The following is a 22492-nucleotide window of genomic DNA, read 5'->3' as shown; positions in this document are numbered from 1 at the left end:
AAATACAGGTTAATCAAACATTCTCTTAACCTTATCTTCTTTTCGAACCTTCTTCATATCCCCCTCAACCATAATACGGACCAATTCTTCGAAAGGAGTCTTAGTAGGATTCCATCCCAAGAGTGTCTTAGACTTTGTAGGATCACCCAACAACTGCTCTACTTCAGCTGGACGGAAGAACTTCGGATCAACTTCTACAATCACTTCGCCGGTTGCTTTATTGATTCCCTTTTCTTCAATTCCAGTGCCTATCCATTCAATCTGAATACCAGCATGTCTAAATGCCAAATCAGCAAACTCACGAACAGAGTGCATTTCACCAGTAGCAATAACAAAATCTTCTGGTTTGTCATGCTGAAGAATCAGCCACATACATTCTACATAATCTTTTGCATAGCCCCAGTCACGTAGAGAGTCCAGGTTGCCAAGCATAAGCTTTTTCTGCTTGCCTTGAGCAATACGAGCCGCCGCTAACGTAATTTTACGCGTTACAAATGTTTCTCCGCGTCGCTCCGATTCATGATTGAACAGGATGCCGTTTACAGCGAACATGTTATAGGATTCACGGTAGTTCTTTGTAATCCAGAAACCGTAAATCTTCGCTACACCGTATGGAGAGCGCGGGTAAAAAGGTGTTGTTTCTTTTTGTGGTACTTCTTGAACTTTTCCGAACAACTCAGAAGTAGATGCCTGGTATACTCTAGTCTTTTCTGTTAGTCCCAAGATTCGTACAGCTTCAAGGATATTTAGTGTTCCTTTTCCATCGACATCTAGTGTATAGGCTGGCATGTCAAAGGAAACACGTACATGCGATTGTGCTGCCAGGTTGTAAATTTCATCAGGCTGAACCTGGTTGATGATATTAATCATGTTGGTAGCATCTGTTACATCTCCGTAATGGAGGTGGAAGTTTGAGTTATTTATTAATGCATTTGCTTCTTCTTCGGTTAAAAGATCTTCCAAACGTTCCTGATTATAAGAAGAGCTGCGGCGAATGATACCGTGTACTTCATACCCTTTTTCTAATAAAAACTCTGCTAAGAATGATCCGTCTTGTCCTGTTACCCCTGTAATTAACGCCTTTTTCATGTTTGCCTCCGCTTATCGAACCAAGTTGGTTTCTTTTTCAGTTTCCAGGTATTTTATGAATCCTTCATATGCTTTTTGCAAACCTTCATCTAAAGAAGTGCTTGCTTTCCATCCTAAAGAGTTAAGCTTTGTTACATCTACCAGCTTTCTTGGTGTGCCGTCTGGCTTGGATGTATCAAATTGCAACTCGCCTTCATACCCAACCACATCTTTTATTTTATAGGCTAGTTCTTTAATCTCTAGATCTTCTCCAACACCGATATTTACAATTTCATTACCTTCATATGTATTCATCAAGAATACACACGCGTCGGCTAAATCGTCAGAGTAAAGGAATTCACGTTTAGGCGTTCCTGTGCCCCAAATTTCTACGAACGGCTTGTTGTTTTCTTTTGCTTCATGAAACTTTCGAAGCAGTGCCGGTAACACGTGAGATGTTTCCAAGTCAAAGTTATCATTTACGCCGTAAAGGTTTGTTGGCATAACAGAAATGTATTTAGTGCCGTATTGGCGGTTGTATGATTCGCACATTTTAATCCCGGCAATTTTTGCAATAGCATAAGGTTCATTCGTTGGCTCGAGCTCACCTGTTAATAGATACTCTTCCTTAAGTGGCTGAGGTGCCATTTTAGGATAGATGCAAGTGCTCCCAAGGAACATTAGTTTTTCTACACCATTGCGGTAGGCTGCATCAATGACGTTGGTTTGAATAAGAAGGTTGTCACGTATGAAATCCGCTGGGTATTCATTGTTTGCCACAATTCCCCCAACCTTTGCTGCTGCAAGAAATACATAATCAATGTTCTCACTCTTAAAGAAAACTTCCACCTGTAGCGGATCGCGAAGATCCAGCTCACCGCTTCTTCTGTAGACAAGGTTTGAGTAGCCCTTCTCTTCCAATTTTCGTAAAATGGCTGAACCTACAAGACCACAGTGGCCAGCAATATATATTTTTGAATCTTTGTTCATTTTAATAAGCTCCTTTTCGTATCACTACTAACAAAACAGTTTTAATCAAAATTTTAATATCTAACCAAATTGATTGATTATATACGTAAAAAAGTTCAATATCAACTCTCTCAGGATAACCTACATCACTTCTACCGCACACCTGCCAATAGCCTGTTAAGCCCGGTTTAACAGATAAAAATATAAATTCTTTTTGTTTATACTCGTTTAATTCTTCTTTTACTACCGGTCTTGGCCCAACTAAGCTCATATCTCCTTTAAGAACGTTTAAGAACTGAGGTAATTCATCTATACTTGTTTTCCTTAGAAATTTTCCTATTCTTGTTATCCTAGGATCTTCCTCTGGTTCTAATTTGTAATTATTACGCAAATATTTCTCGTATAGAATACGATTGCTTTTCAATTTCTCTTCAGCATTTACTATCATAGATCTAAATTTATAAATATAAAAAGCTTCCCCGTTCTGACCAATTCTTTTTTGTTTGAAAAATATGGGACCTTTAGCTTCACCGAACAAGTAAAAAGTTGCAATTACTAAAAACACAGGAAAAAAAAGAATTAAACCAATTAAAGCTCCAATAATATCCATACTTCTTTTTATAAAACGCTGTGCACCGTATTCCTTTTTTAAATTATTAATCTCATTTGATATTGATATAGTATTTGGTTCTCCCATTATCACTACCCCTTTCAAATATGTAAGCGGGCATCAAACCCGTCCTCACATCATGCTATCGACGACTTGCGTCTAAGGTGCTGTAAGACACCCACAGCATAACCGAGTGCCTCCTTTGATATAGGTAAGGAGGCATCACCTTATGTTTTCACTACTTCGTTGCTTTTGCTTTGTACATAGCAGTTAGTCGTTCTAACTCTTTAAGCAGACTTGGACGCAAATCCTTATCCTTCAATGCAAATTCCAATGTGGTTGAAATAAAACCAAACTTCTCTCCAACGTCATAGCGAGTTCCTTCAAAGTCATAAGCGAATACTCGTTGGAAGGTGTTTAGCTTCTGAATCGCATCAGTCAATTGAACTTCTCCACCAGATCCCTTTTCCTGCTTGTCAAGATAGTGGAAAATCTCAGGTGACAGTACATAACGGCCCATGATGGCCAGGTTCGACGGTGCGTCACCTTGTGCCGGTTTTTCGACGAAGTTTTGTACACCGTACAATCTTCCGTCTTGAGAAGTTGGATCGACAATGCCGTAACGGCTGGTTTGATCTTCAGGTACGGTTTGCACACCAATCACTGAAGAGCCTGTGTTTTCATATTGTTCAATAAGCTGCTTCAGGCAAGGCTTGTCCGCCTGGACGATGTCGTCACCAAGCAATACTGCGAATGGCTCGTCCCCGATGAATTTACGTGCACACCATACCGCATGTCCAAGGCCTTTTGGTTCCTTTTGGCGGATGTAATGAATGTCTGCCATTTTGGAGGACTGCTGTACTTTTTGAAGTAAATCGATTTTTCCTTTTTCAAAAAGGTTCTGCTCCAGTTCGAACGCATGGTCGAAGTGGTCTTCGATGGCGCGCTTTCCTTTACCGGTTACGATAATGATGTCTTCAATTCCGGACTCAATCGCCTCTTCCACGATGTATTGAATCGTAGGCTTGTCTACAATTGGAAGCATTTCCTTTGGCATTGCCTTTGTTGCTGGCAAGAATCGTGTTCCGAGCCCTGCAGCAGGTATAATCGCCTTTCTGACCTTTTTCATCCCTATCATCCTTTTCAATATAAAAGTATTGGTATTTTTAAAAAATCCCCAGTCGTTTTCTCTTTTTTATCCGCGTTGGTTCTTCTGCATAAATACTTTGATTGTTAACTACCAGCTGTGCGTTCTCTCGCAGGTAATAAGCCACGGTGTTATCAAACTTTTTACCTATTTCTTCATATGCCTCCCATAAAGAAAAGCCCCGTGACGAATTATTATGAGCGTCGGAAGCTATGAAGTGTGTCAAATGATGGTCTATTAGACTGATGGAAAACGAGCTGATTCTCTTACCAAAGGCCCCTGTGATACTGGAGGCCGTCACCTGGGTGAGAGCTCCTTCTTTAACAAGCTCGTACAGGAGATCCGGATTTTCCATTATGGCGCTGTTTCGCTCCGGGTGGACAATAACAGGTGTAATGTCCTTTAATGTGCATTCATAAATGACTTGCCTGGCGTATCCGGGTACGCGGTTTGATGGAAGTTCAATCAGTATGTATTTATTCATGTTGTTTAAGGTGAGCAGCTTGCCTGCTGCCAGATCTTCCAGGAACTCCGAATAAAGGCGAATCTCTTGTCCGGGAAGTATCGTTAGAGGAATTTGATGCTGGGACAAAGCCAGATTTAATTCCTCCGTCTTCATCAGGATGTCTTCTTTGCTGTTTTCAAATCTTCCATTTCTATGATGTGGTGTAGCAAATACAGTCGATATGCCGTTGTTTACCGCTTGACGGGCCATGTCGAGACTTGCTGTGAGATCTGGTGCACCGTCATCCACGTTTGGTAAGATGTGACTATGGACATCTATCAAAAGACCTACTCTCCCTTCACAAAAAAAGGTGCCAAGAACCGAAAGATGTATCCTAATACCTGTCAATGGTTCTTTTTACCAAGATTTATCATATGTTTCCTATCGTAGCATAATTACCAAATTTTTAAAGGGGCGTATTTTGTCGAAAATCGAAAATTTTATATTAATTTGCCCCGTAGTAATAATAGTAACTGTTTTCATTCGCTTCTTTTTGATTTAATACGACTCCCAGTATCTTCGCCTGGGCATGATCCAGCAATTCCTTCCCTTTCATTGCCGCTTCTTTTTCTGTCTTTCCACTGCTTGTTACGAGTACAACCCCGTCACAACGGTTCGCGAGCACCTGAGCATCCGTCACGGCCAATACAGGCGGTGAATCAAACAATACATAATCGTACTTGCTCATCGCTTCTTCCATCAATACTTCCATCGCTTTTGAGTTTAATAGTTCAGAAGGATTTGGCGGAATCGGTCCGCTTGTTAATACATCAAGACCGTCTACGTCTGTTTTTACGACGGCACCCTCCAGGGAAGTTTGACGGGTGAGCACGTTTGTGAGGCCATGAATGTTACTGACCATGAATGTATAATGAACGGTTGGCTTTCTTAAATCCCCATCAATCAACAGGACACGCTTTCCTTGCTGGGCCAGTACAACACCAAGGTTGGCTACCGTTGTTGATTTTCCTTCTCCTGAAACAGATGACGTCACCAGGATCGTTTGCAGCCGGGTATCAATGGCGGAGAACTGAATGTTTGTCCGGATGCTACGGTATTGTTCAGAAACGGGTGACTTGGGATTATTGTGTGTAATTAAGCTTCTTTGTGTTAAATGATTGATCGTCTTATGCAGCTTGCGGCTCAATGCAATTTCCCCCTACAAATTTATACGGCTTTCCTTCTGTTTGCTGGTGCTTTTTTTTCGTCATCCACGTTAAATTTCGGGATGGTTCCCAATACCGGAAGCCCCAGGTAGTTCTCAATATCCTGTTCCGTTTTCAATGTATTGTCCATGTATTCAAGCAGGAACGCCAGTCCCACACCTGCCATTAACCCAACTACAAGCGCAATCGCCATGTTCATCTTGGCATTCGGTTTAACGGGTGCCGGGTTGTCTTTCAGCACTGCCTTTGAAAGCACACTTACATTATCCACTTTCATAATGGATGGAATTTCATTTTTGAACGTTTCTGCCACACCATTGGCAAGCTTGACGGCCATCGCCGGATCTTCATCCTGTATGGTGACATTTAATACCTGGGTATCCTGCTCGCTGTTGATGGTGAGCTTATTGTTAAGTGCTTCGACTGTGGTATCTAGGTTGAGGTTGTCAATGACTTTAGAAAGGATGGCTGGACTTTTAATAATGACACTATAGGTATTGACCATCTGAAGATTTGTTTGAACCTGGTTATACTCTGGAACATCTTTCGACTTTTTCTGGTTGACCAGAATTTGCGTGGATGATTCATAAACTGGGGTTAATACAAAATAAGAAACTACGCCGGCAATCGCGACTGCCACTACAGCAAGCAAGGCGATCAGCACCATCCGCTTTCTTATCGTTTGGTAAATGTCTTTCAGACTTATCGTTTCTTCCATAATACCCTCCGAGAATATGTATAGGTAAAATTTTCACATACGATGTATTATAGCATAGGTATTTGGTATTTAAAGCCACTATTTTATAAAAATTGTAATATATTTTCATATATTGTTTTTATATAATAATTTTACAAGTTAATTATAGTTGATTGTAAAGCGCTTTCTTTTTCAGTAAAGGTCTATATTGTTTTTATGAAATAAGAACCACCCTTTACATATTAAGGGAACTGACGTATGATAATCACTTAAACTATAGGTAAAAAGATTCATAATCTGTTATATATTGTATGAACTATTTATTTTAGGTAGAGAATATGTTTTAATAAGCTAAAGTATTCTATATAAAGAACGACCCTACCGAACACCTGTCTATTGGAGGATGGATAATGTCAGAACTTCACGTGGTTATGGTTATGCCGCAAAAGCGGCCGTATATTACCGACATTCCAAATACAACGAAAGAGTTTGAACAGATTGTAGGCGGGCCCGTCGATATTTTAGGTTTCCAGCGGCAGTACAAAATTGTGTGCAACATTGAGGAAGGCTACGACCTCACGTACAATAAAAAGAAACCATCCAGCACCTTCTTCGTCGTCAAATATCAGGATCAATTCGAGAGCTTAAGTGATACCGAAGCCGAAGAAGTAAAAGAAGTATTAAAAGTAAAACTGAAAAAGTGGAAGTAACGGAAAAGAGGATGCCTGCTGCATGCTCTTTTTTTATTTGGTTCAGTGTTCCGTTATAATATCGGACGCTTTTCCACGGTTTTTAACGATTTTTTGTCGAATGCTGATTACTTTTTTAAAATAACCTCGGAAAGGAAGGAATCCTGTCTTTTCTGCGAAAGTGTTTAGGGAGTCAAAATTCCTATAGGAAAGGACGTTTTGTATTGAAGAGAAGAAAAATGTATGCGTTTACTTTAAGCCTTTTAATAGTAGCTTTACTATTCCCCTCCCCATCGTTTGCGGCTTCACCATCAGAAATGAAGCTGTTTAAGAACCCGGTTGTTGGTGATGGTGCCGACCCATGGGTGGTGAAGCATTCGGATGGATACTACTATTACATGCAGACAACCGGTAACAACCTGACTATCCGAAAGTCGAAAACGTTGACCGGTTTGGATCATGCCGAGAAAAAGGTCGTATGGACTCCAGAACCGGGCAGCGAAAACAGCGGAAACGTCTGGGCACCTGAACTGCACTACCTTGATGGCAAGTGGTACATCTACTTCGCCGCAGGTGACGGGGACATGGGCAAGCAGCGGATGTATGTGCTGCAGTCCGAAGGCTCTGATCCGCTTGGAAAGTATTCGTATCCGAAAGGAACGAAGCTTGGAAAAATTTCTGATCCCTCGGACAAGTGGGCCATTGACGGCACCGTCCTTGAATACAAAAACAAACGTTACTTTCTCTGGTCCGGCTGGGAAGGCGATGAAAATGTCAGCCAGCAGATTTACATTGCCCCAATGAAGAATCCATGGACCATTTCGGGTAAGCGTGTGGAATTGTCGCGGCCAGAACTTCCTTGGGAGAAAAACGGCACTCCTCTAATTAATGAGGGGCCGCAAATTTTGAAAAACAAACAGGGTGATGTGTTTATTGTTTATTCGGCAAGCGGCAGCTGGACAGATGACTATTGTTTGGGAATGCTGAAACTGACCGGGAAGGATCCTTTGAAAGCTGGAGATTGGTCAAAGAATCCAGAACCGGTGTTCAAAAGCAGTCCTGCTGATAATATCTACGGCCCCGGCCACAACAGTTTTGTAAAATCCCCGGACGGCAAGGAAGACTGGATCGTCTATCATGCGGCCAAGTTCAAGGGAGCCGGCTGGAACCGGAACGTGAGGATGCAGAAGTTCACGTGGAATGCGGACGGTACACCGAACTTCGGTACTCCGGTGCCTGCAGATACTCTGTTACGCGCACCTTCCGGCGAAGATGGCGGTAAGCTTGTACCCGCTCTCCCTGGAAAGGTTTATTCCTATGAAGCGGAAGACGGAGTAGTGAATCATGCTACTATCGTGAATAACTCGGGTGCTTCCGGCGGCAGCAAGGTCGGAATGATCGATTATAACGACAGCTATGTGGAATTTAAGGTGGCTGCCCCGCCTGGAGACTATACACTGAAGGTCCGCTATTCCAATGGCATGGGTGAAACCTCTACCCATCAGCTCGCCTTGAACGGAAAAGCGTTAGGTGAAGTACAGTACACTAGCTATGGCTGGGATACATGGCGGGATGCCGAGCGTGACATTCACCTGAATGCAGGAGAAAACAAAATCAGGTTATCCAAGGGCGCCCTTTTTGCCGAGGTTGACCGGATTGATCTCGTTCCGAAGAAGACGAAGGTTTTTCAGTATGAAGCAGAGCTTGGGTACCTGAAGAACGCCAAGGTTGTGAATGAGTATGATGCCGCCAATCATCAAAAGGTTGGTGCGATGTCCGCTCATAAGAGTTCCGTTCGATTCCCTATTTCTGTGGAGAAATCAGGGACCTATGTGATGAACATTCGGTATAAGCAGCCTGAAGGTAATAATGCGGTACAGGTACTGCGTGTTAATGGAAAGAAATCACTGATTCTTTATAAAGGTGGAGTAAGTGACCAGTGGAAGGAAACGATGGTGAAGGTAAGGCTCAAAAAAGGAAAGAATGATATTTCCTTTAGCAAGAGCAGAGGTGCGGTTGAGCTGGATTACTTTACGTTACAGCAAAAACACTAATGCACTTGGAGGTGCTGTTCATTGAAGGTATTTGCAGTACTTGGAGACTACTACCATAAAGGCGAGTGGGCAAAGGCGGCATTGGATCGGGCCGTCGCTGGGAACGTTCATGAAATCATTGAAGTGCGGGCTGAGGAATTGAAAGACTGGCTGGCCGAACAGCCGGATGCGGTTATTTTATTCAAGGAAAATCGCCTGAACCCTCAGGATGAGGACGTCCTCCACTGGATGACGGAAGAAACGGAAATAGCGATTACCGACTATGTGGCGAACGGCGGCGGATGGCTTGCCTGGCATGCGGGTCTGGCGTCTTATAACCATGAAGGCGAGTATATCGGTATGCTCAGGGGTTCCTTTGATTACCATCCACAGGAACATCAAATCGTCTCCTATAAACAGACGGAAAACAGTCCCTTTCCCGCTCCTGAGTTTGAATTAACGGACGAGCATTATTTCGTTCATTGTGATACGGACCAATCCACTGTGTTTTTGGAGTCGGAATCGGTGGATGGAAGCTCGATCGCCGGATGGTACCACACCTATGGTGACGGGCATGTGTGCTGCCTGACTCCTGCACATAACCAGGAAGGGCTGCTGAATCCGTACTTTTTGCAGATCCTTGGTGAGTGTGTTCAGTGGACATTAAAGCGGTATCCTGTGGATCAGAAATAAAAAAGTTATGGATGAAGCCGGCTGATTCAGCCGGCTTTTGTACTGTGGGCCTAGGTTTTCTGTGTTTTTACACCGTTCTTACCATAAAAAAAGAATAATCCCTTAAACGCATTATTCCTTCTAATCTTCTAAATTTTTACTCTTTATTTGCGCATTAAAATGTCGATCAAATGAGCGGAAATTCTCTGCATCAGTAACAGGATTTTCATATTTAAATCCATAAAATGATGATGGCCAGTCGAAATCCTTATCATTGTTACTGACTAAAATTAAATCATGAATTATCGCTGTGGCAGCGATAATAGCATCTGGAGCTTTAATTTTTGTGTTATTAATTATCCTTGCTTTTCGTCGTATTTCAGCTGAAAGGATAATGGTTTCTTTATCAATCTCATAAACCCGATCTTCGCACAGTTCAATCATTTCATCTCGAATCGCTTTTACCAAATGATCATTTTGATAAGAATAAACCGAAAGTAATTCATGCTGAATCATTCGATTTATACAAGGTTCATATCCATCCTTTATTTTCTTATCTAAATAATGAAATACAGGAGGATAACCTTTTTCAAAATTAGCCCAAGTATTTGTGTCAATTAACAACCTCACTCGGCCTCGTCCTTCCAATCTTCACGACGAGCAATACGATCTGATTCTTTAATTGTTTCCGCGTCATAATGTTTCGCCTTGCCTGCAATTTTATTTAGCAATTGTAATTTTTCATCTATAGTTAACTTTTTTTTAGGTGCCATGTTAGTCTCATCCTTTTGTTCTTCAACAACAATACCTACAGGATTAGATCTGTTGTGACTTTTAATCACCCGTACTACTACTCCGCCCCTGCCTGAAGGTTGAGAAGTTGCTCTATTATTTAAATCAGTTAATACGTCTTCAAATTCAATAAGATCTTGTGGACGAACGATATAATCATTTCTCACGTTTATCCCTCATTTCTTATTCTTATATTCCTTTAATTATAGCATGCCCATACCAAAAACCAAAATATATGTCAAACATAAAGTCTTTATCTGTTAATATCGCTGTTCTTCCTCAGCACGTAGCATTCCAACTGTAATGCAAATAATCAAAGAAGGAGGTATGATGTAAATCAGAAAAAAATTAATTTCAAAGGAGCCTCCTACATGCTTACAAAAATCCATCACGCGGCCATCATCTGTTCTGACTATAAAACTTCCAGAAACTTTTATGTGAATATACTGGGCTTGTGTGTGATCAACGAAGTCTACCGGGAAGAACGAGATTCCCATAAGCTCGACCTGGAGATTGGTAACGCTCAAATCGAACTGTTTTCCTTCCCCAACCCTCCAGAGCGTCCAAGCTATCCAGAAGCATGCGGGCTCCGTCACCTTGCGTTTGAAGTAGAGGATATTGCAGAAGTGGTTTCCCATATGGAGCAGCACGGAATTTCGGTGGAGCCTGTCCGGGTGGATGAATGGACAGGAAAGAAGTTTACATTTTTCAGTGATCCGGACGGTTTGCCGCTGGAGCTTTATGAGAGGTAGGGGTGCAGGGATAACTTGCACGCTTTTCTTGTGGGTGGAGATCATGGGGTTATGAAAATGACTTGATATGCAACTAAATCATGTCGAACCGCAACTAAATCCAGCAGTGCCGCAATTAATTCGTGTCGAACCGCAAGTAAATCCAGCTGAGCCGCAACTAATCCGTGTCGAACCGCAACTAACGCTCAGCAATCACCGCCCGTCCCGCAAAAATTACTCATTTACTAGAGGTTTGTCCAAGCCCCTTTCTCCTCCCCCGCATAAAATAATAGTGTTCCTGGTACGGCAGTGTCCTGCAGGTACATTTTTTTCAAGGGGGATCATTAATATAATGCGCAGAATGATTAAAGCTAGAAAGCCAGAATGTGATGGGCACGGCAAGAAAACAAAGCATGGCCATCACTCAAAGCACAGTATCTACGGCTCGTTAAATGGCACACCGGTCGGATTAACTCTGGCCCAGACAGGCGTCAACCTGGATTTCGTCGAGGCCGGCCCGACAGCCGGCATGATTGCCAATCCGGACAGGGATACCATTACCGTGAAAACACCTGGCGTGTACGAAGTCACCTTCTCGTTAACCACCGAGTTTGTGAACACGGAGGTTGCCGGTGTCAACTACTCTCTGTTCATTAACGAAGTGATTGTCGATGCTTCAGAGATTGCTTTCTTTAAAGATGCGGGAGACGAGCCCTTTGGCTCTCCGGGATCCAAGACGATTCTGTTAAACCTTAAGGCCAATGATGTTATCTCCGTACGTCCCTTCATCTTTGTGGGCGAGGCAGTCTATTACCGCAATCCAACGCTTGTGGTTACGAAAGTCGATAAATAAAAAGAACGGGTCGGATTTCCGACCTGTTCCTTTGTACATATATAATGAATTTTAGTTATGCTCCTCTAAAGCCTCTAGTGCCAGTTCAATAGACGCTATTCGTCTTTGTAGTAACGTCTTTTGTGCACTTCCCTCTTTGACTTTCTCATACTGTTTATGAATAGATGGAAGTAATTCCTGAAGAGTGCATTGGGCGGACCGGACAGTTTCAACGCTGTATGAAAATTCCGCTCCATGCCAGGCGTTTTGCAGGCAGTTTAACCCTATTTTTATGGCATCTCGTCTCTTTTCAACAAGAGTGGTATTGGAATTTTTCCCGCTCATACTTTTGCAGGAATTTTCGAGCTTGCTTAGCGTTGACCTCAGAGAATCAATAGACAATGTTTGGTTTTCTTCGCTAACTGGCTTCATCTCTCTCACCTCTCCTTCATTTTAGGGAATCCATTGTTACATAGTTAAGGCAAGCTGACAATTTACTTTTTATGGTATTGTTAAAGGAAGTAATTTAGCAGACTGATAGTAGAAATCCTAACATTATTTTTCATTTCCTTTCAAATTTCAATAAAAGGAGACACTGAAATGGAATATCGAATTGAGAACTTAGATTTTGAACTAAGGATTGCAGGCAACAGTAAACCGGTAAAAACAAACAGAGCATTTAAAATGGTTCCGACCCTTTGGAGCAAAGCGAAAAAGGAAGGATTTATGCAGAAGTTAATCGATATGTCCTGGGAGAATCCGAAATGCTCATTAGAAGGCATTTTGGGTGTATGCGGGAATGGAGCAGCCATCACTGATGAAGAATTCTATTATTTTATGGGTGTGCGGTATGATGGCGAGTTGCCTGAAGACATGCAAACATTGCTTATCCCGCCAGGCACATGGGCTGTTTTTCCCAATATTACGGAAGCGTGGAAACATTTGTATTCTGAGTGGGTTCCTGCATCCGGATATAAACTTGCGAATTTGCCCTGTATTGAGTGTTATTATGGGCCAGGTCACAAACCGCGCCATGAATTATGGGTGCCAATTACCCAGACTTAAAGTGCCTTTTTTTGTGTGATAGAAGGGGGATTTGCTGGGTTTCTATGGAATATAGGGGTGTACATAAAATTTCCATAAGGGAGCGATTTCGCATGCAAAATCAAACGCAATCACCAGCTAACATTTTGGGGACGAACGTGATTACGCAAATTGGAATTCTCGTTCATGACATTGAAAAAACAGCACAGGCGTACGCCGACTTTTTCGGCGTGGAAAAGCCGCCGTGCAACTGGACAGACCCTGCAGACCTGGCCCAAACGGAATATAGAGGCAAACCATCCGAAGCGCGCGCAATGCTGGCCTTCTTTGACATGGGTTCCCTGCAGCTGGAGCTGATTCAGCCGGACGAAAAGCCGAGCACCTGGCGGGAGTACCTCGATGAGCATGGAGAAGGACCGCATCATATCGCGTTTGTAATCGAGGGCATGAAGGAAAAGGTAATGCTTATGGAAGGCCAAAACATGTCCCTTCTCCAAAAGGGAGAATATAACGGCGGCCGGTATGCGTATATGGATACCTTCAAGGACTTGAAAATCATTACGGAGTTGCTGGAGAACGACAAATGAGTGAGTATCTGTTTACACAGCTGCGGTTTGTCAGGGGAAATACGCTGAAACTGGTCGAAGCCTTGAGCGAGGAACAGTCCGAGATCGTTCCGGAGGATTTTAACAACAACATCAAGTGGAACCTGGGACATATTTATTTCATTCTGGAACGGAACGCCTTTCATTTTACCCAGGAAGACTGGGTGATGCCTGAGGTGTTTCCATCCCTTTTCAGCCCCGGTACAAAGCCTGAACACGGGCAAAGGATGCCTGTCAGTCTATCTGAAATTCTGGAGCTGCTGGAAAATCAGATAGACAGGATTGAAGCCACATTCAGCGGCCGGTTGAAGGAGAAAACAACAGAAGACTACACCACCTCCCAGGGACTTTATATGTCTACTGTTGAAGAGTTTCTGAGCTGTAATTTGTTCCATGAAGGCATGCACCTGGACCGGATCAAGGTGCTGAAGAAACTGAACCGCACGAAGGTAAATCAAGGCACCAATCATTAGAACATATCGTAAAATATGAGGTATGTATTTCTAAGGATCAGGAGGAATCTCCATGGCTGTCCTTACGTTTCTTTTGCTTGCGGTGTCTTTTATTGTGTTGCATGGGACCCTGAGGAACCGAACCTTTTCGAAAAGCTTTCTTTTGTATTTGGCTTTGTTTGTTTCTGCTTTCCCGCTTGCGTACGCCTTGTTCGATGACAACAAACATCCGACTCCTGATGCAAACATCGGGCTGGGTCTTGCCTTCTTTCTGACCTGGGGCATTACCGCCGGTGTGGCGATTGTTGCTTTTGTGAAGTATCTGGTTCACCGGAAAAAAGCATAGGGAACCCTGATTGATTGGGTTCCCTATGCTTTTCGTTTGAATCTTCATACCCGCGCTTTATAGACCTTCATCGCAAAGAAATACGCCACCAGCATAATCCCTGCACACCAAGCAAGAGCGATCCATATCTCATTTCCTACAGGCTGATTTGCTAACAATGCACGAATGGATTCTACGATGGAGGTGACGGGCTGGTTTTCGGCAAAGGCGCGAACGACAGATGGCATTGATTTGGTAGGTACAAACGCTGAGCTGATGAATGGAAGGAAGATTAATGGGTAAGAGAAGGCACTTACGCCGTCCACCGATTTTGCGGACAGTCCGGCAATGGCTGCAATCCAGGTCAGGGCGAGGGTAAACAGGACGAGTATTCCGGCTACAGCGAGCCATGACAGCACCCCGGCGGATGAGCGGAAGCCCATGATGAGCGCTACGAGAATGATGATAACAACAGAAAGGGCATTGGATACAAGCGAGGTGAGCACGTGCCCCCAGAGTACGGTGGAACGCGCAATGGGCATAGAGTGAAAGCGTTCAAAGATCCCTTTTGACTTATCCAGGAACAGGCGGTAAGCCGTGTATGATATTCCACTGGCAATCGCGATGAGCAAAATGCCGGGCATCAGGTAATTTACATAGTTATCCGCACCGGTTTTTATTGCCCCGCCGAACACGTAAACGAATAGCAGCAATAAGGCAATCGGCGTGATCGTCACCGTAATGATGGTATCCAGGCTGCGGGAAATATGGCGCATCGAACGCCCGACCATCACACCCATATCACTGAAAAAGTGAGTACTCATATTGCTTTTTCCTCCTTTTTATTAATGATGGTAAGGAATATTTCTTCCAATGAAGGCTGTTTTTCCACATATTCCACTTTTGCAGGCGGGAACAGCTTTTTCAGCTCCTGAAGCGTACCGCTGGCAATAATCCTTCCTTCATGCAAAATGGCGATTTTGTCAGCCAGCTGCTCCGCCTCCTCCAAATACTGAGTGGTCAGGAAGACGGTCGTGCCGCTGTCCGCCAGTTCGTTGACGATCTTCCATACCTCAATGCGCGCCTCAGGATCCAGCCCGGTCGTCGGTTCATCGAGGAAAATAATCTCCGGTTTGCCGATCAGGCTCATCGCAATGTCGAGCCTGCGGCGCATCCCGCCTGAATACGTAGATGCCCTGCGGTCAGCAGCCTCACTTAAACCGAAGCGCTGCAGCAAATCATCCGCAACTTGGCGGGGCTGCTTCAGGTGATGGAGCCTGGCAATCATGATCAGATTTTCCCGACCGGTCAATATCTCATCCACGGCGGCGAACTGCCCGGTCAGGCTGATGGACCCCCGGACATTTTCAGGATCTGATACCACATCATAACTGTTTACGGAAGCGCTTCCGCTGTCCGGTTTGAGCAGCGTGGAGAGGATTCTGACGATGGTCGTCTTGCCCGCTCCGTTGGAACCAAGCAGGGCGAAAATACTGCCCTTTTCCACCTCAAAATCCACCCCCTTTACTACATGAAGATTCTTATAGGACTTTTGCAAACCTTTTACCTGAATCGAATGGTTTTCCATCCTCTTCTCCTCCTGTTATGAACTTTTTAGATAACAGTAACTTTGGATAAATCGGCTTCCAGGCCTTTCAGTGCAGCATAGGTCAGTTTATCCATTCGTGCATCGTCAAAGCAGATGGTTTTGATGGCACGGTAAAATTTCTTGGACAAGGCAGGTCCCTTAAAGGATACATTCTTGAGGGTTGCTCCTCTGAACGTCACGTCTTTCAGTCCGGCTTTATCAAATTTAACGCCGATAAAGGTTTGATGATCCAGATTCAATCCTTCCAGTGAAGAATTTGTGAAGTCTGCGCCGTCAAAGGTGCAATTTTCAAAGGTGGTTTTGCTGAGATCGGTCATGGTCAGCTTCACATCAGTCATGGTAATATCTCTGAATGTGACGCCGGCAAGCGACGATTTACTGAAGACGGTGCGCACAAGGATGGATTGGTTGAACGTTGAATTGGAGAGGTCTAAGGTGGAGAAGGTGCAGTCTGTCAGATTAGCGCCGTTAAAATTGGCGTCACGCACATCACTTGATTTAAATGTGCTGCCAGTCAGGTCGGAGCCCGAAAAGTCGGAGCCGATCAATGAGCTTCCTGCAAACTTTCCTTTGTGTGCCGTAACTCCTGCAAAGTCACTATTGGTTAAGTTGCTTGAGCTGAGGTTGGTGAGCACCTGGCGTTCCAATGACCGGGTCAGATTGGCAACCTCCTGAACCGTTTGTTCGATATCGCCAATGCTGTCTATCGTCATCTCCAGCGCTGTTTCATCGTCCTTGCCCTCTTTTTTGAGCTCGTTGAACCGCTCCTGCAAATCAGACAAAAGATCAGCCTGCAGTTCATCGACGCTTTTCACTCCTTTATAGGGTGCAAAAACGCCATTTACGTATTGGTGTAATTTTTCGTTCATACGTCACGTCTCCTTATAATAATTTTTCGAGTACACGTTTTGCGTACTCCCAATTGCTGATGTTGCTGGCGTGAGTCTCTTTGCCTTTTTCGGTAATCTTGAAATACTTACGCCGCCCTCCCTGGGATCCATCGCCCCAGTACCACTCCACATCGCCGTCTGCTTCCAGACGGCGAAGGCTGGAGTACATTGTCGCTTCCTTTAACTCATAATTGCCGTCCGACCGTTCGGCAATCAGCTTAACGATTTCGTACCCATAACGATCTGCCTCGGATAATAACCGCAGAATCATCGTATCGGTGTGTCCGCGCAGCAGGTCGGATGTAATTTTGTTTTCACTCATAAAATTACCTCCCTATTTGCATTATGCAATGAAGTACTGTGACTGTCAAGGTAATATTATAATTTACATACTATGAATAAAAATATACTCCGTGCATACATTTACCACCTATTTCTAAACCACCAAAGCAAATTGAACATAAAAAAAGGCATCACCATACTCCCTCAACAGTGGAAACTTTATAGTGTTCTCCCACCAGAAAAAAGTCCTAAATTATGTAAAAAGACGATATTATAACATAGGTACATAAACCTGTTTTCAGCAAGGAAAATAATTACTAATCGGGAGGTTGTTACGTGGAATTGGAACGAGCAAAACCAGTGTCAAAGGTTAAAAAGGCTTTGAAGGTGGCGGGATTCATTATTGGTGCATTTGTTATTTTGTTTATCGGTTTCGGGTGGGGGTCATCAGGCGCTAAAGTATCCCTTAATGAACGCAAATTGGATTCAATTGCCCTGGAAAAGCATATAAACAAACAGAAAAATGAATCTGAAAAATTACAGGGAGAATTAGAGGCTCTCGGAAAAGATGTCTCATCCAAGCAAGAGGAAAAAGATAAAGTGATTGCTCTTATAGATAGCCGTGACCAGGTGGAGGACGAACTAAAGGATACAAAAGATCAACTTGAGGATACCAAGGGAACCTTGGAAACTGAATTGAAAAATGGCCGTGCCAAAATTGATCAGCAACTTAAAGACACACGGACAAAAGCGGATGAAAAGATATCGGCCATAAAGGACGAAATTGATGACGCCAATGGCAAGTTAAAGGATCTACAATCACAAGTGAAGAGCAAAAAAGGAGAGCTGGCTTCATTAACCGGGCAGGTGCAAAAGGCGAAAGGCGCACCAAAGGTTCTTCAGGCAGGTAAATATACAGTAGGAAAAGATCTCCCGGCCGGCCGCTATGTAGCGACGCCCGTAGGATCCGGAAGCAACTTTGTGGTTTGGGATTATGGCGGAGATTTAGAGGTTAATACCATTCTTGGCAGCAATGGAACTCCCTCCTATACCTTTGAAGCAGACGATGAGTATACGATTCAGACAGAAGCAACCGTCAGATTAACACCGATTCAATAACCCCTGAATAAAAGTATATTTACTGAAAGTAATCCAACGATGCAAAAAACAACGGCTACTTTTCGGGCCGTTGTTTCATTATTTCATCGGCAGTTTCTGCTTCATGTACTCCATCACAATTTGTTTATCACTGTGAGGAGTTTTGGTGCCGCCCACCAGCTGTGTGGTTTGATGACCTTTATCGGTGACCAGCACAAGATCATCAGGTCCCGCGTATTCAAGTGCATGATGGATGGCTTCTTTTCTGTCACCGATCATGCGATAACGGTTATGCAGCATGCCTTCCTGGAAATCGGAGAGAATTTTATCCACCGGCTCGTAGCCGGGATTATTGGTGGTGATAATCACATAATCTGCCTTGGAGGCTTTTTCCGCCATCATCGGCCGCTTCGTATGATCCCGGAAGTCGCCGCCGCCAATCACGATAATCAAACGCCCTTTTTTCAAGTGTAAAAGGCTGTCCATTGCTTTTTCAATGGCATCAGGGGTATGGGCATAATCAATGTACGTTTCAGAGGATGGAGCTGACGAAACTTTTTCCATTCTTCCTCTTATTCTTTTGGCAAAAGGAACGACCCTTGCCATCTCCTTCACTTCTGCACCTTTCGCGTAAAGTGAAGCCATCGCCGCCATTATATTGTAGACGTTAAAGGTTCCGATCAGCTGCGTTCTGATCGTAAAGGATCCTTGTGGCGTATGCAGCATAAACTCCATTCCTTCTTCCGTACTGATCATATCGGAAGCCCTGAAATCGGCATGCTCGCTAAACCCGTAGGAGATGACTTCAAAAGGAGTAACGCTGGAATACGTATGAAACCTTGGGTCATCAGCATTGATCACCGCGTATTTTTCCTTGCGTAAGTCTTGTCCCAGCTGGGCGAAAAGCAGCCCTTTTGCCTGTTCATACTTTTCCATCGTCTGGTGGTATTCCAGATGCTCATAACTGAGGTTGGTAAACACGGCAATATCAAATTCAATTCCCCAAACCCGGCCTTGCACCAGGCCATGTGAGGACATCTCAAAGATCATGGCATCGCATTCCTGTTCTGCAGCCTGGCTTGCCATGTTAAGGTTGGAGGTGAGATCACTCGTCGTATTTGCGGTAGGAGTATGAGCATCATTCAAGTGAAACCCAAGAGTTCCGGCAACCGCCGAGCGTTCTCCCATAAGCAGCATAAGTTCATGGATCAAGTGAGATACCGTAGTTTTTCCGTTCGTCCCCGTAACACCTATGGTTGTCATGGAGGAAGTGGGGTATCGCCAATAATGGTGCAGCAGCCGGGCCAGGACTTTCACTGTGTCCTTCACCAGCACAAGCCCGATGTGGTCAAGATCGATAAGACCGCTTTCCTTTTTGGCGATGATCAAAGTCGCTCCATTCCCAATGGCCTGGCTGATAAAGTCATGCCCGTCCACGGTATGTCCGGTCATACAAACAAAGATATTCCCCGGCTCCACTTTCCGCGAGTCCGTTTGGATGCCTGTAATTTCAGGCGGAATGTTTCCCTTTTCGGTCCGGATCTTGATCAGGTTGAGCAATTCCTCCGTGTTCAGCGTAAGCCCCTCCTTGGTGTTGAAATGAAAGGTCTATCGATATAAAGAAATAATACCTTATCTATCTCTATTTTGTTATACCGTATATCTCGATGGATCCATTGGTCTGGGCAACAAAATATTCTCGCTCTGGAGATACAATGAATTCCCTACGGTAAGAACGCTTATCAAATTTATGGCTGTTCTTCACTTTTCCATCTTCTGATATCGATGAAACGATGGATTCTGAATCGTTGGTTACCACCCATAAATAGACCTCTTTACCACCTATCCAAGTGACAGAGGCACTATACGTATTTGGAATTGAGCTATATTTCCAAAGAATGTCGCCAGTCAAGGAATATCCTTTCACTTCACTCTTTGTAGCGACTACAACAGTATTCTTACCCAGGCTCGTTTCCACAATGTCTGCTTGTTCTTTGATTTCAATCACTTTCTCAAAAGAAGCATTAAAACATTGAATCGTACGTTTGCCGAACCGTAGTAAGAGAAGGTTATCTTTGGATTCATACGCTTCATAAATGGCTGCCGTCACCTTCATCTCCATTTCATCTTCGTTGCTTCTTAATACATACTTTTTCTTATCTAGACGGCTAATTTCAAAGTGAGGCGTTTTTTCATAATGAATGCCTGCACCAAACGGAGTAGGGTTTCCACTTTCTTCCCCCCCTTGTTTTAGAGTGAGATTCCATACACCGTTATTGTTTTTCGATATTATCCCTTTCATGCGGTCTTCTTTTTGTTCAAAAGCTAAGTTAACGGTCACTATACTATCTGATACAAAATCAAGAGAAAATCCCTGAGCAGGTACTTTAAACTTAGCTAATTCCTGTCCATCCTTTGAAATCAATAGGATATGCCCAGGCATGTATGTGATTTCTTGTTCATCGGGTACACTCGTATAAATTACTTCACCATCGGGTGACAGAAATAAGGACCACATTGCCGATAAAATCTGTTTTCTCCATTGTTCGTTGCCCTCAAAGTCGTAACAAACCAGGTGGTGTTTCTTTTCTTCTTTTCTTCTTTCTGATTCGGACAAGTCCATCCATTTGTTTACATCCAACTTTTCTTTCTCCACAAGATAAATACGATTTTCTGCCGTATCAATTACTCGGCTTCCGAACCAATCATTTTTGCTATTGTTTTTGAGCCACCATTTCTTCCTGAACCTTTTTGTTTCCGATATTTCTGGAGCTACTTCACTCAATGTGTTAATTTCTCCATCTTTTGTGAGTAACGTAGGCTCAAAATGACTCCATATGTGGTCTATATGTGCTCTCCAAAAATACCCCTGACCATTATTCTTTCCGTCAAAAAAGATATTCCTGCCGCTTAGTTGGAAGAGCTCCATCCCTGGATGTCCATCTGAACCCATGATAAGATCGCCGCTCTGTTTGTGAAGCTCATATAGCCGGTTATCTTCACAAACGATTAAATACTTCTCCTGGTTTGGAATAACCGCTATACTTGCAGCTTGTTTGGGAAGTTGCACACCATAAACAAATTCACCTTTTCGGTTTATCCAGAACGTCTCACCCTTTTCAAACGAGACAACTAACAGACCATCTACCCAATTGATAAATCTGCTGTTGTTTTTAAACGCGGTCAGCCATACTAACTTCCCATGACGGTCCCATGCAGTGACCCTGCCGTCCTCTTCCAGGACAAAAAGCATATCCGTTTCTGGGTCATGTACATAGCCTGCAAACGGAGAGTTCATGTTCGTCATTCGCATACTGATTGTGAATTGAGATGCGAAGTGTTCTGCTAATCTATTCCTTGCTTCTTCTTCATTTGTAGGTTGGGTAGACCATTTCCTTTGAAGTTCCTTCTGCTTTTGTTTCAGCTCTGCTGCTTTTAATTCTGAAATGGCTACTCTCGCATTGATGGTCCCATCTACACTTAACCGATAGATGCGGTCCATGCTGGATACAAAGATATCAGTAGAGTCCGTTGAGACTTGAAGATGGTAAGGGAAGAATTCAATCTCTCCATATACACTATCAAACTTTTCTTTAAAGCCTGTCGACCATTTAAGGTCTCCCTGCATATCAAAACAGTATAACTCTCCTGGTCCATTGATGGTTTGGCGCGTCCCTACTAGCCAATAATCATCCCCCATTGCCACCGTAAACGCTTGCCAGTCGAAATGAAACATGACTCCTTGTTGGCTTTGCATATTGATAAATGCCAGCTTTTCTTTCATTTGAAGAACGACTCCCTTTGCATTTGCCGCTCGTGCAGTCATCTTTTCAAACGGTGTTTCTTTTAACGAAATTTGGCGTACTTCATGTTCCTCGACGTACTCAATTACTCCAGCTGCTTGTACAATCATGAGATGGTCGTTATGGAAAAGAAGATTGGATTTCCTGCGTGAGCGATTCTCAAAACCTATTAGCTTAGGATTTTTCTTTACTGAAGAGAAAAATTGATCCCAATTTTTCTGGGTCTCCATCTTTAAATCTAAACTAAATTCACGCTTAAAGTTGTTTAGAAACAGCGGTTTTAGATAAGGGTTGGACGCTGCACTTGATTTTCCCATTGATTTCTTAGTTGTTACCTTCTCCTTTTTTAGAGGAGGCTTTGTATTGTTTTCTTTTTTCTCTGTTTTCGACTCTAGTGTAGTTGTTGAAAACAAATTTTTAATGGTATTAAAAAAACCCAATATTTACACCTCACTTTGGTTATTCTTATTTCA

At 43.4% G+C, this 22492-nt stretch carries 25 protein-coding genes and 1 pseudogene; 10 read left to right on the top strand and 16 right to left on the bottom strand.

The genetic code is table 11. The annotated features are described in order from the left end of the window. Positions 1–9: 9 nt before the first annotated feature. The 7 genes from gmd to QYB97_RS05615 all read right to left on the bottom strand — a co-directional run bounded on the left by gmd (position 10) and on the right by QYB97_RS05615 (position 6183). Positions 10–1089, bottom strand: coding sequence for a GDP-mannose 4,6-dehydratase (gmd, locus tag QYB97_RS05645; RefSeq protein WP_301165003.1), 1080 nt, complete (start codon positions 1087–1089; stop codon positions 10–12). A 12-nt stretch (positions 1090–1101) separates the two neighbouring features. Further along, entirely contained in the window at positions 1102–2058 is a 957-nt protein-coding gene (gene fcl, locus QYB97_RS05640) for a GDP-L-fucose synthase (protein WP_301165002.1), read from the bottom strand. A gap of 1 nt (position 2059) precedes the next feature. Then, on the bottom strand, positions 2060–2734 hold the full coding sequence (locus QYB97_RS05635) for a sugar transferase (RefSeq protein ID WP_301165001.1): 675 nt from the start codon (positions 2732–2734) through the stop codon (positions 2060–2062). A gap of 151 nt (positions 2735–2885) precedes the next feature. Further along, the gene (gene galU, locus QYB97_RS05630) at positions 2886–3776 is read right to left on the bottom strand and encodes a UTP--glucose-1-phosphate uridylyltransferase GalU (protein ID WP_301165000.1); all 891 of its coding nucleotides are present in this window, start codon (positions 3774–3776) and stop codon (positions 2886–2888) included. 37 nt (positions 3777–3813) lie between these two features. Then, positions 3814–4581: a tyrosine-protein phosphatase gene (locus tag QYB97_RS05625; RefSeq protein WP_301164999.1), complete on the bottom strand. Its 768-nt coding sequence runs from the start codon at positions 4579–4581 to the stop codon at positions 3814–3816. A gap of 163 nt (positions 4582–4744) precedes the next feature. Beyond that, positions 4745–5446: a CpsD/CapB family tyrosine-protein kinase gene (locus QYB97_RS05620; RefSeq protein ID WP_301164998.1), complete on the bottom strand. Its 702-nt coding sequence runs from the start codon at positions 5444–5446 to the stop codon at positions 4745–4747. A gap of 20 nt (positions 5447–5466) precedes the next feature. Then, a complete protein-coding gene (locus QYB97_RS05615) occupies positions 5467–6183 on the bottom strand; it encodes a YveK family protein (RefSeq protein ID WP_301164997.1) in 717 nt (238 codons plus the stop codon). 389 nt (positions 6184–6572) lie between these two features. On the opposite strand from QYB97_RS05615, the gene QYB97_RS05610 reads away from it, so the two are divergent. The 3 genes from QYB97_RS05610 to QYB97_RS05600 all read left to right on the top strand — a co-directional run bounded on the left by QYB97_RS05610 (position 6573) and on the right by QYB97_RS05600 (position 9577). After that, a complete protein-coding gene (locus tag QYB97_RS05610) occupies positions 6573–6872 on the top strand; it encodes a DUF3846 domain-containing protein (protein WP_301164996.1) in 300 nt (99 codons plus the stop codon). A 203-nt stretch (positions 6873–7075) separates the two neighbouring features. Beyond that, entirely contained in the window at positions 7076–8905 is a 1830-nt protein-coding gene (locus tag QYB97_RS05605) for a family 43 glycosylhydrolase (RefSeq protein ID WP_301164995.1), read from the top strand. 21 nt (positions 8906–8926) lie between these two features. Beyond that, positions 8927–9577 carry a ThuA domain-containing protein gene (locus tag QYB97_RS05600; RefSeq protein WP_301164994.1) on the top strand — a complete coding sequence of 217 codons (651 nt, stop codon included), beginning with the start codon at positions 8927–8929 and terminating at the stop codon, positions 9575–9577. A gap of 120 nt (positions 9578–9697) precedes the next feature. Here the strand turns inward: QYB97_RS05600 and QYB97_RS05595 are convergent, their stop codons facing one another. Together QYB97_RS05595 and QYB97_RS05590 are read right to left on the bottom strand one after the other, a co-directional pair. Next, entirely contained in the window at positions 9698–10186 is a 489-nt protein-coding gene (locus QYB97_RS05595) for a PIN domain-containing protein (protein WP_301164993.1), read from the bottom strand. Beyond that, a complete protein-coding gene (locus QYB97_RS05590) occupies positions 10183–10515 on the bottom strand; it encodes a hypothetical protein (protein ID WP_301164992.1) in 333 nt (110 codons plus the stop codon). The genes QYB97_RS05595 and QYB97_RS05590 overlap by 4 nt, the downstream gene beginning before the upstream one ends. Before the next feature lie 204 nt (positions 10516–10719). Here QYB97_RS05590 and gloA2 point away from each other — a divergent pair, with 204 nt between their 5' ends. Both gloA2 and QYB97_RS05580 read left to right on the top strand, forming a co-directional pair. Further along, positions 10720–11100: an SMU1112c/YaeR family gloxylase I-like metalloprotein gene (gene gloA2, locus QYB97_RS05585; protein ID WP_301164991.1), complete on the top strand. Its 381-nt coding sequence runs from the start codon at positions 10720–10722 to the stop codon at positions 11098–11100. Between the two features lie 331 nt (positions 11101–11431). Then, complete coding sequence (locus QYB97_RS05580; protein ID WP_301164990.1) at positions 11432–11932, top strand: hypothetical protein; 501 nt, start codon at positions 11432–11434, stop codon at positions 11930–11932. Positions 11933–11983: 51 nt separating this feature from the next. Here the strand turns inward: QYB97_RS05580 and QYB97_RS05575 are convergent, their stop codons facing one another. Continuing rightward, positions 11984–12343, bottom strand: coding sequence for a hypothetical protein (locus QYB97_RS05575; RefSeq protein ID WP_301164989.1), 360 nt, complete (start codon positions 12341–12343; stop codon positions 11984–11986). A gap of 132 nt (positions 12344–12475) precedes the next feature. On the opposite strand from QYB97_RS05575, the pseudogene QYB97_RS05570 reads away from it, so the two are divergent. The 4 genes and pseudogenes from QYB97_RS05570 to QYB97_RS05555 form a co-directional block, all read left to right on the top strand. After that, positions 12476–12976 (top strand): annotated as a pseudogene (locus tag QYB97_RS05570) (GyrI-like domain-containing protein); the annotation flags it as partial. A 92-nt stretch (positions 12977–13068) separates the two neighbouring features. Then, a complete protein-coding gene (locus tag QYB97_RS05565; RefSeq protein WP_301164988.1) occupies positions 13069–13542 on the top strand; it encodes a VOC family protein in 474 nt (157 codons plus the stop codon). After that, entirely contained in the window at positions 13539–14033 is a 495-nt protein-coding gene (locus QYB97_RS05560; protein WP_301164987.1) for a DinB family protein, read from the top strand. Before QYB97_RS05565 ends, QYB97_RS05560 begins: the two co-directional genes overlap by 4 nt. Positions 14034–14085: 52 nt before the next feature. Beyond that, the gene (locus QYB97_RS05555) at positions 14086–14358 is read left to right on the top strand and encodes a hypothetical protein (RefSeq protein ID WP_301164986.1); all 273 of its coding nucleotides are present in this window, start codon (positions 14086–14088) and stop codon (positions 14356–14358) included. Between the two features lie 44 nt (positions 14359–14402). Here QYB97_RS05555 and QYB97_RS05550 read toward each other — a convergent pair whose 3' ends face one another. The 4 genes from QYB97_RS05550 to QYB97_RS05535 are packed head-to-tail and all read right to left on the bottom strand — an operon-like array spanning position 14403 to position 17158. Then, positions 14403–15161, bottom strand: a complete 759-nt coding sequence (locus QYB97_RS05550) for an ABC transporter permease (protein WP_301164985.1) — start codon at positions 15159–15161, stop codon at positions 14403–14405. Then, the gene (locus tag QYB97_RS05545) at positions 15158–15925 is read right to left on the bottom strand and encodes an ABC transporter ATP-binding protein (protein WP_301164984.1); all 768 of its coding nucleotides are present in this window, start codon (positions 15923–15925) and stop codon (positions 15158–15160) included. The genes QYB97_RS05550 and QYB97_RS05545 overlap by 4 nt, the downstream gene beginning before the upstream one ends. 26 nt (positions 15926–15951) lie before the next feature. Further along, positions 15952–16815: a pentapeptide repeat-containing protein gene (locus QYB97_RS05540; RefSeq protein ID WP_301164983.1), complete on the bottom strand. Its 864-nt coding sequence runs from the start codon at positions 16813–16815 to the stop codon at positions 15952–15954. Between the two features lie 13 nt (positions 16816–16828). Then, the gene (locus QYB97_RS05535) at positions 16829–17158 is read right to left on the bottom strand and encodes a PadR family transcriptional regulator (RefSeq protein WP_301164982.1); all 330 of its coding nucleotides are present in this window, start codon (positions 17156–17158) and stop codon (positions 16829–16831) included. A 296-nt stretch (positions 17159–17454) separates the two neighbouring features. Between QYB97_RS05535 and QYB97_RS05530 the strand changes: the two genes are divergently transcribed. Continuing rightward, complete coding sequence (locus QYB97_RS05530; RefSeq protein ID WP_301164981.1) at positions 17455–18237, top strand: hypothetical protein; 783 nt, start codon at positions 17455–17457, stop codon at positions 18235–18237. Positions 18238–18315: 78 nt separating this feature from the next. Here QYB97_RS05530 and QYB97_RS05525 read toward each other — a convergent pair whose 3' ends face one another. Further along, positions 18316–19776 carry a UDP-N-acetylmuramoyl-L-alanyl-D-glutamate--2,6-diaminopimelate ligase gene (locus QYB97_RS05525; RefSeq protein WP_301164980.1) on the bottom strand — a complete coding sequence of 487 codons (1461 nt, stop codon included), beginning with the start codon at positions 19774–19776 and terminating at the stop codon, positions 18316–18318. A gap of 82 nt (positions 19777–19858) precedes the next feature. Further along, positions 19859–22459, bottom strand: coding sequence for a PQQ-binding-like beta-propeller repeat protein (locus QYB97_RS05520; RefSeq protein WP_301164979.1), 2601 nt, complete (start codon positions 22457–22459; stop codon positions 19859–19861). Positions 22460–22492 lie beyond the last annotated feature (33 nt).

Source organism: Fictibacillus fluitans (genome assembly GCF_030418125.1).
GTDB classification, from domain to species: Bacteria; Bacillota; Bacilli; order Bacillales; family Fictibacillaceae; genus Fictibacillus_C; species Fictibacillus_C fluitans.
This window is presented reverse-complemented; position numbering and strand designations above follow the sequence as displayed.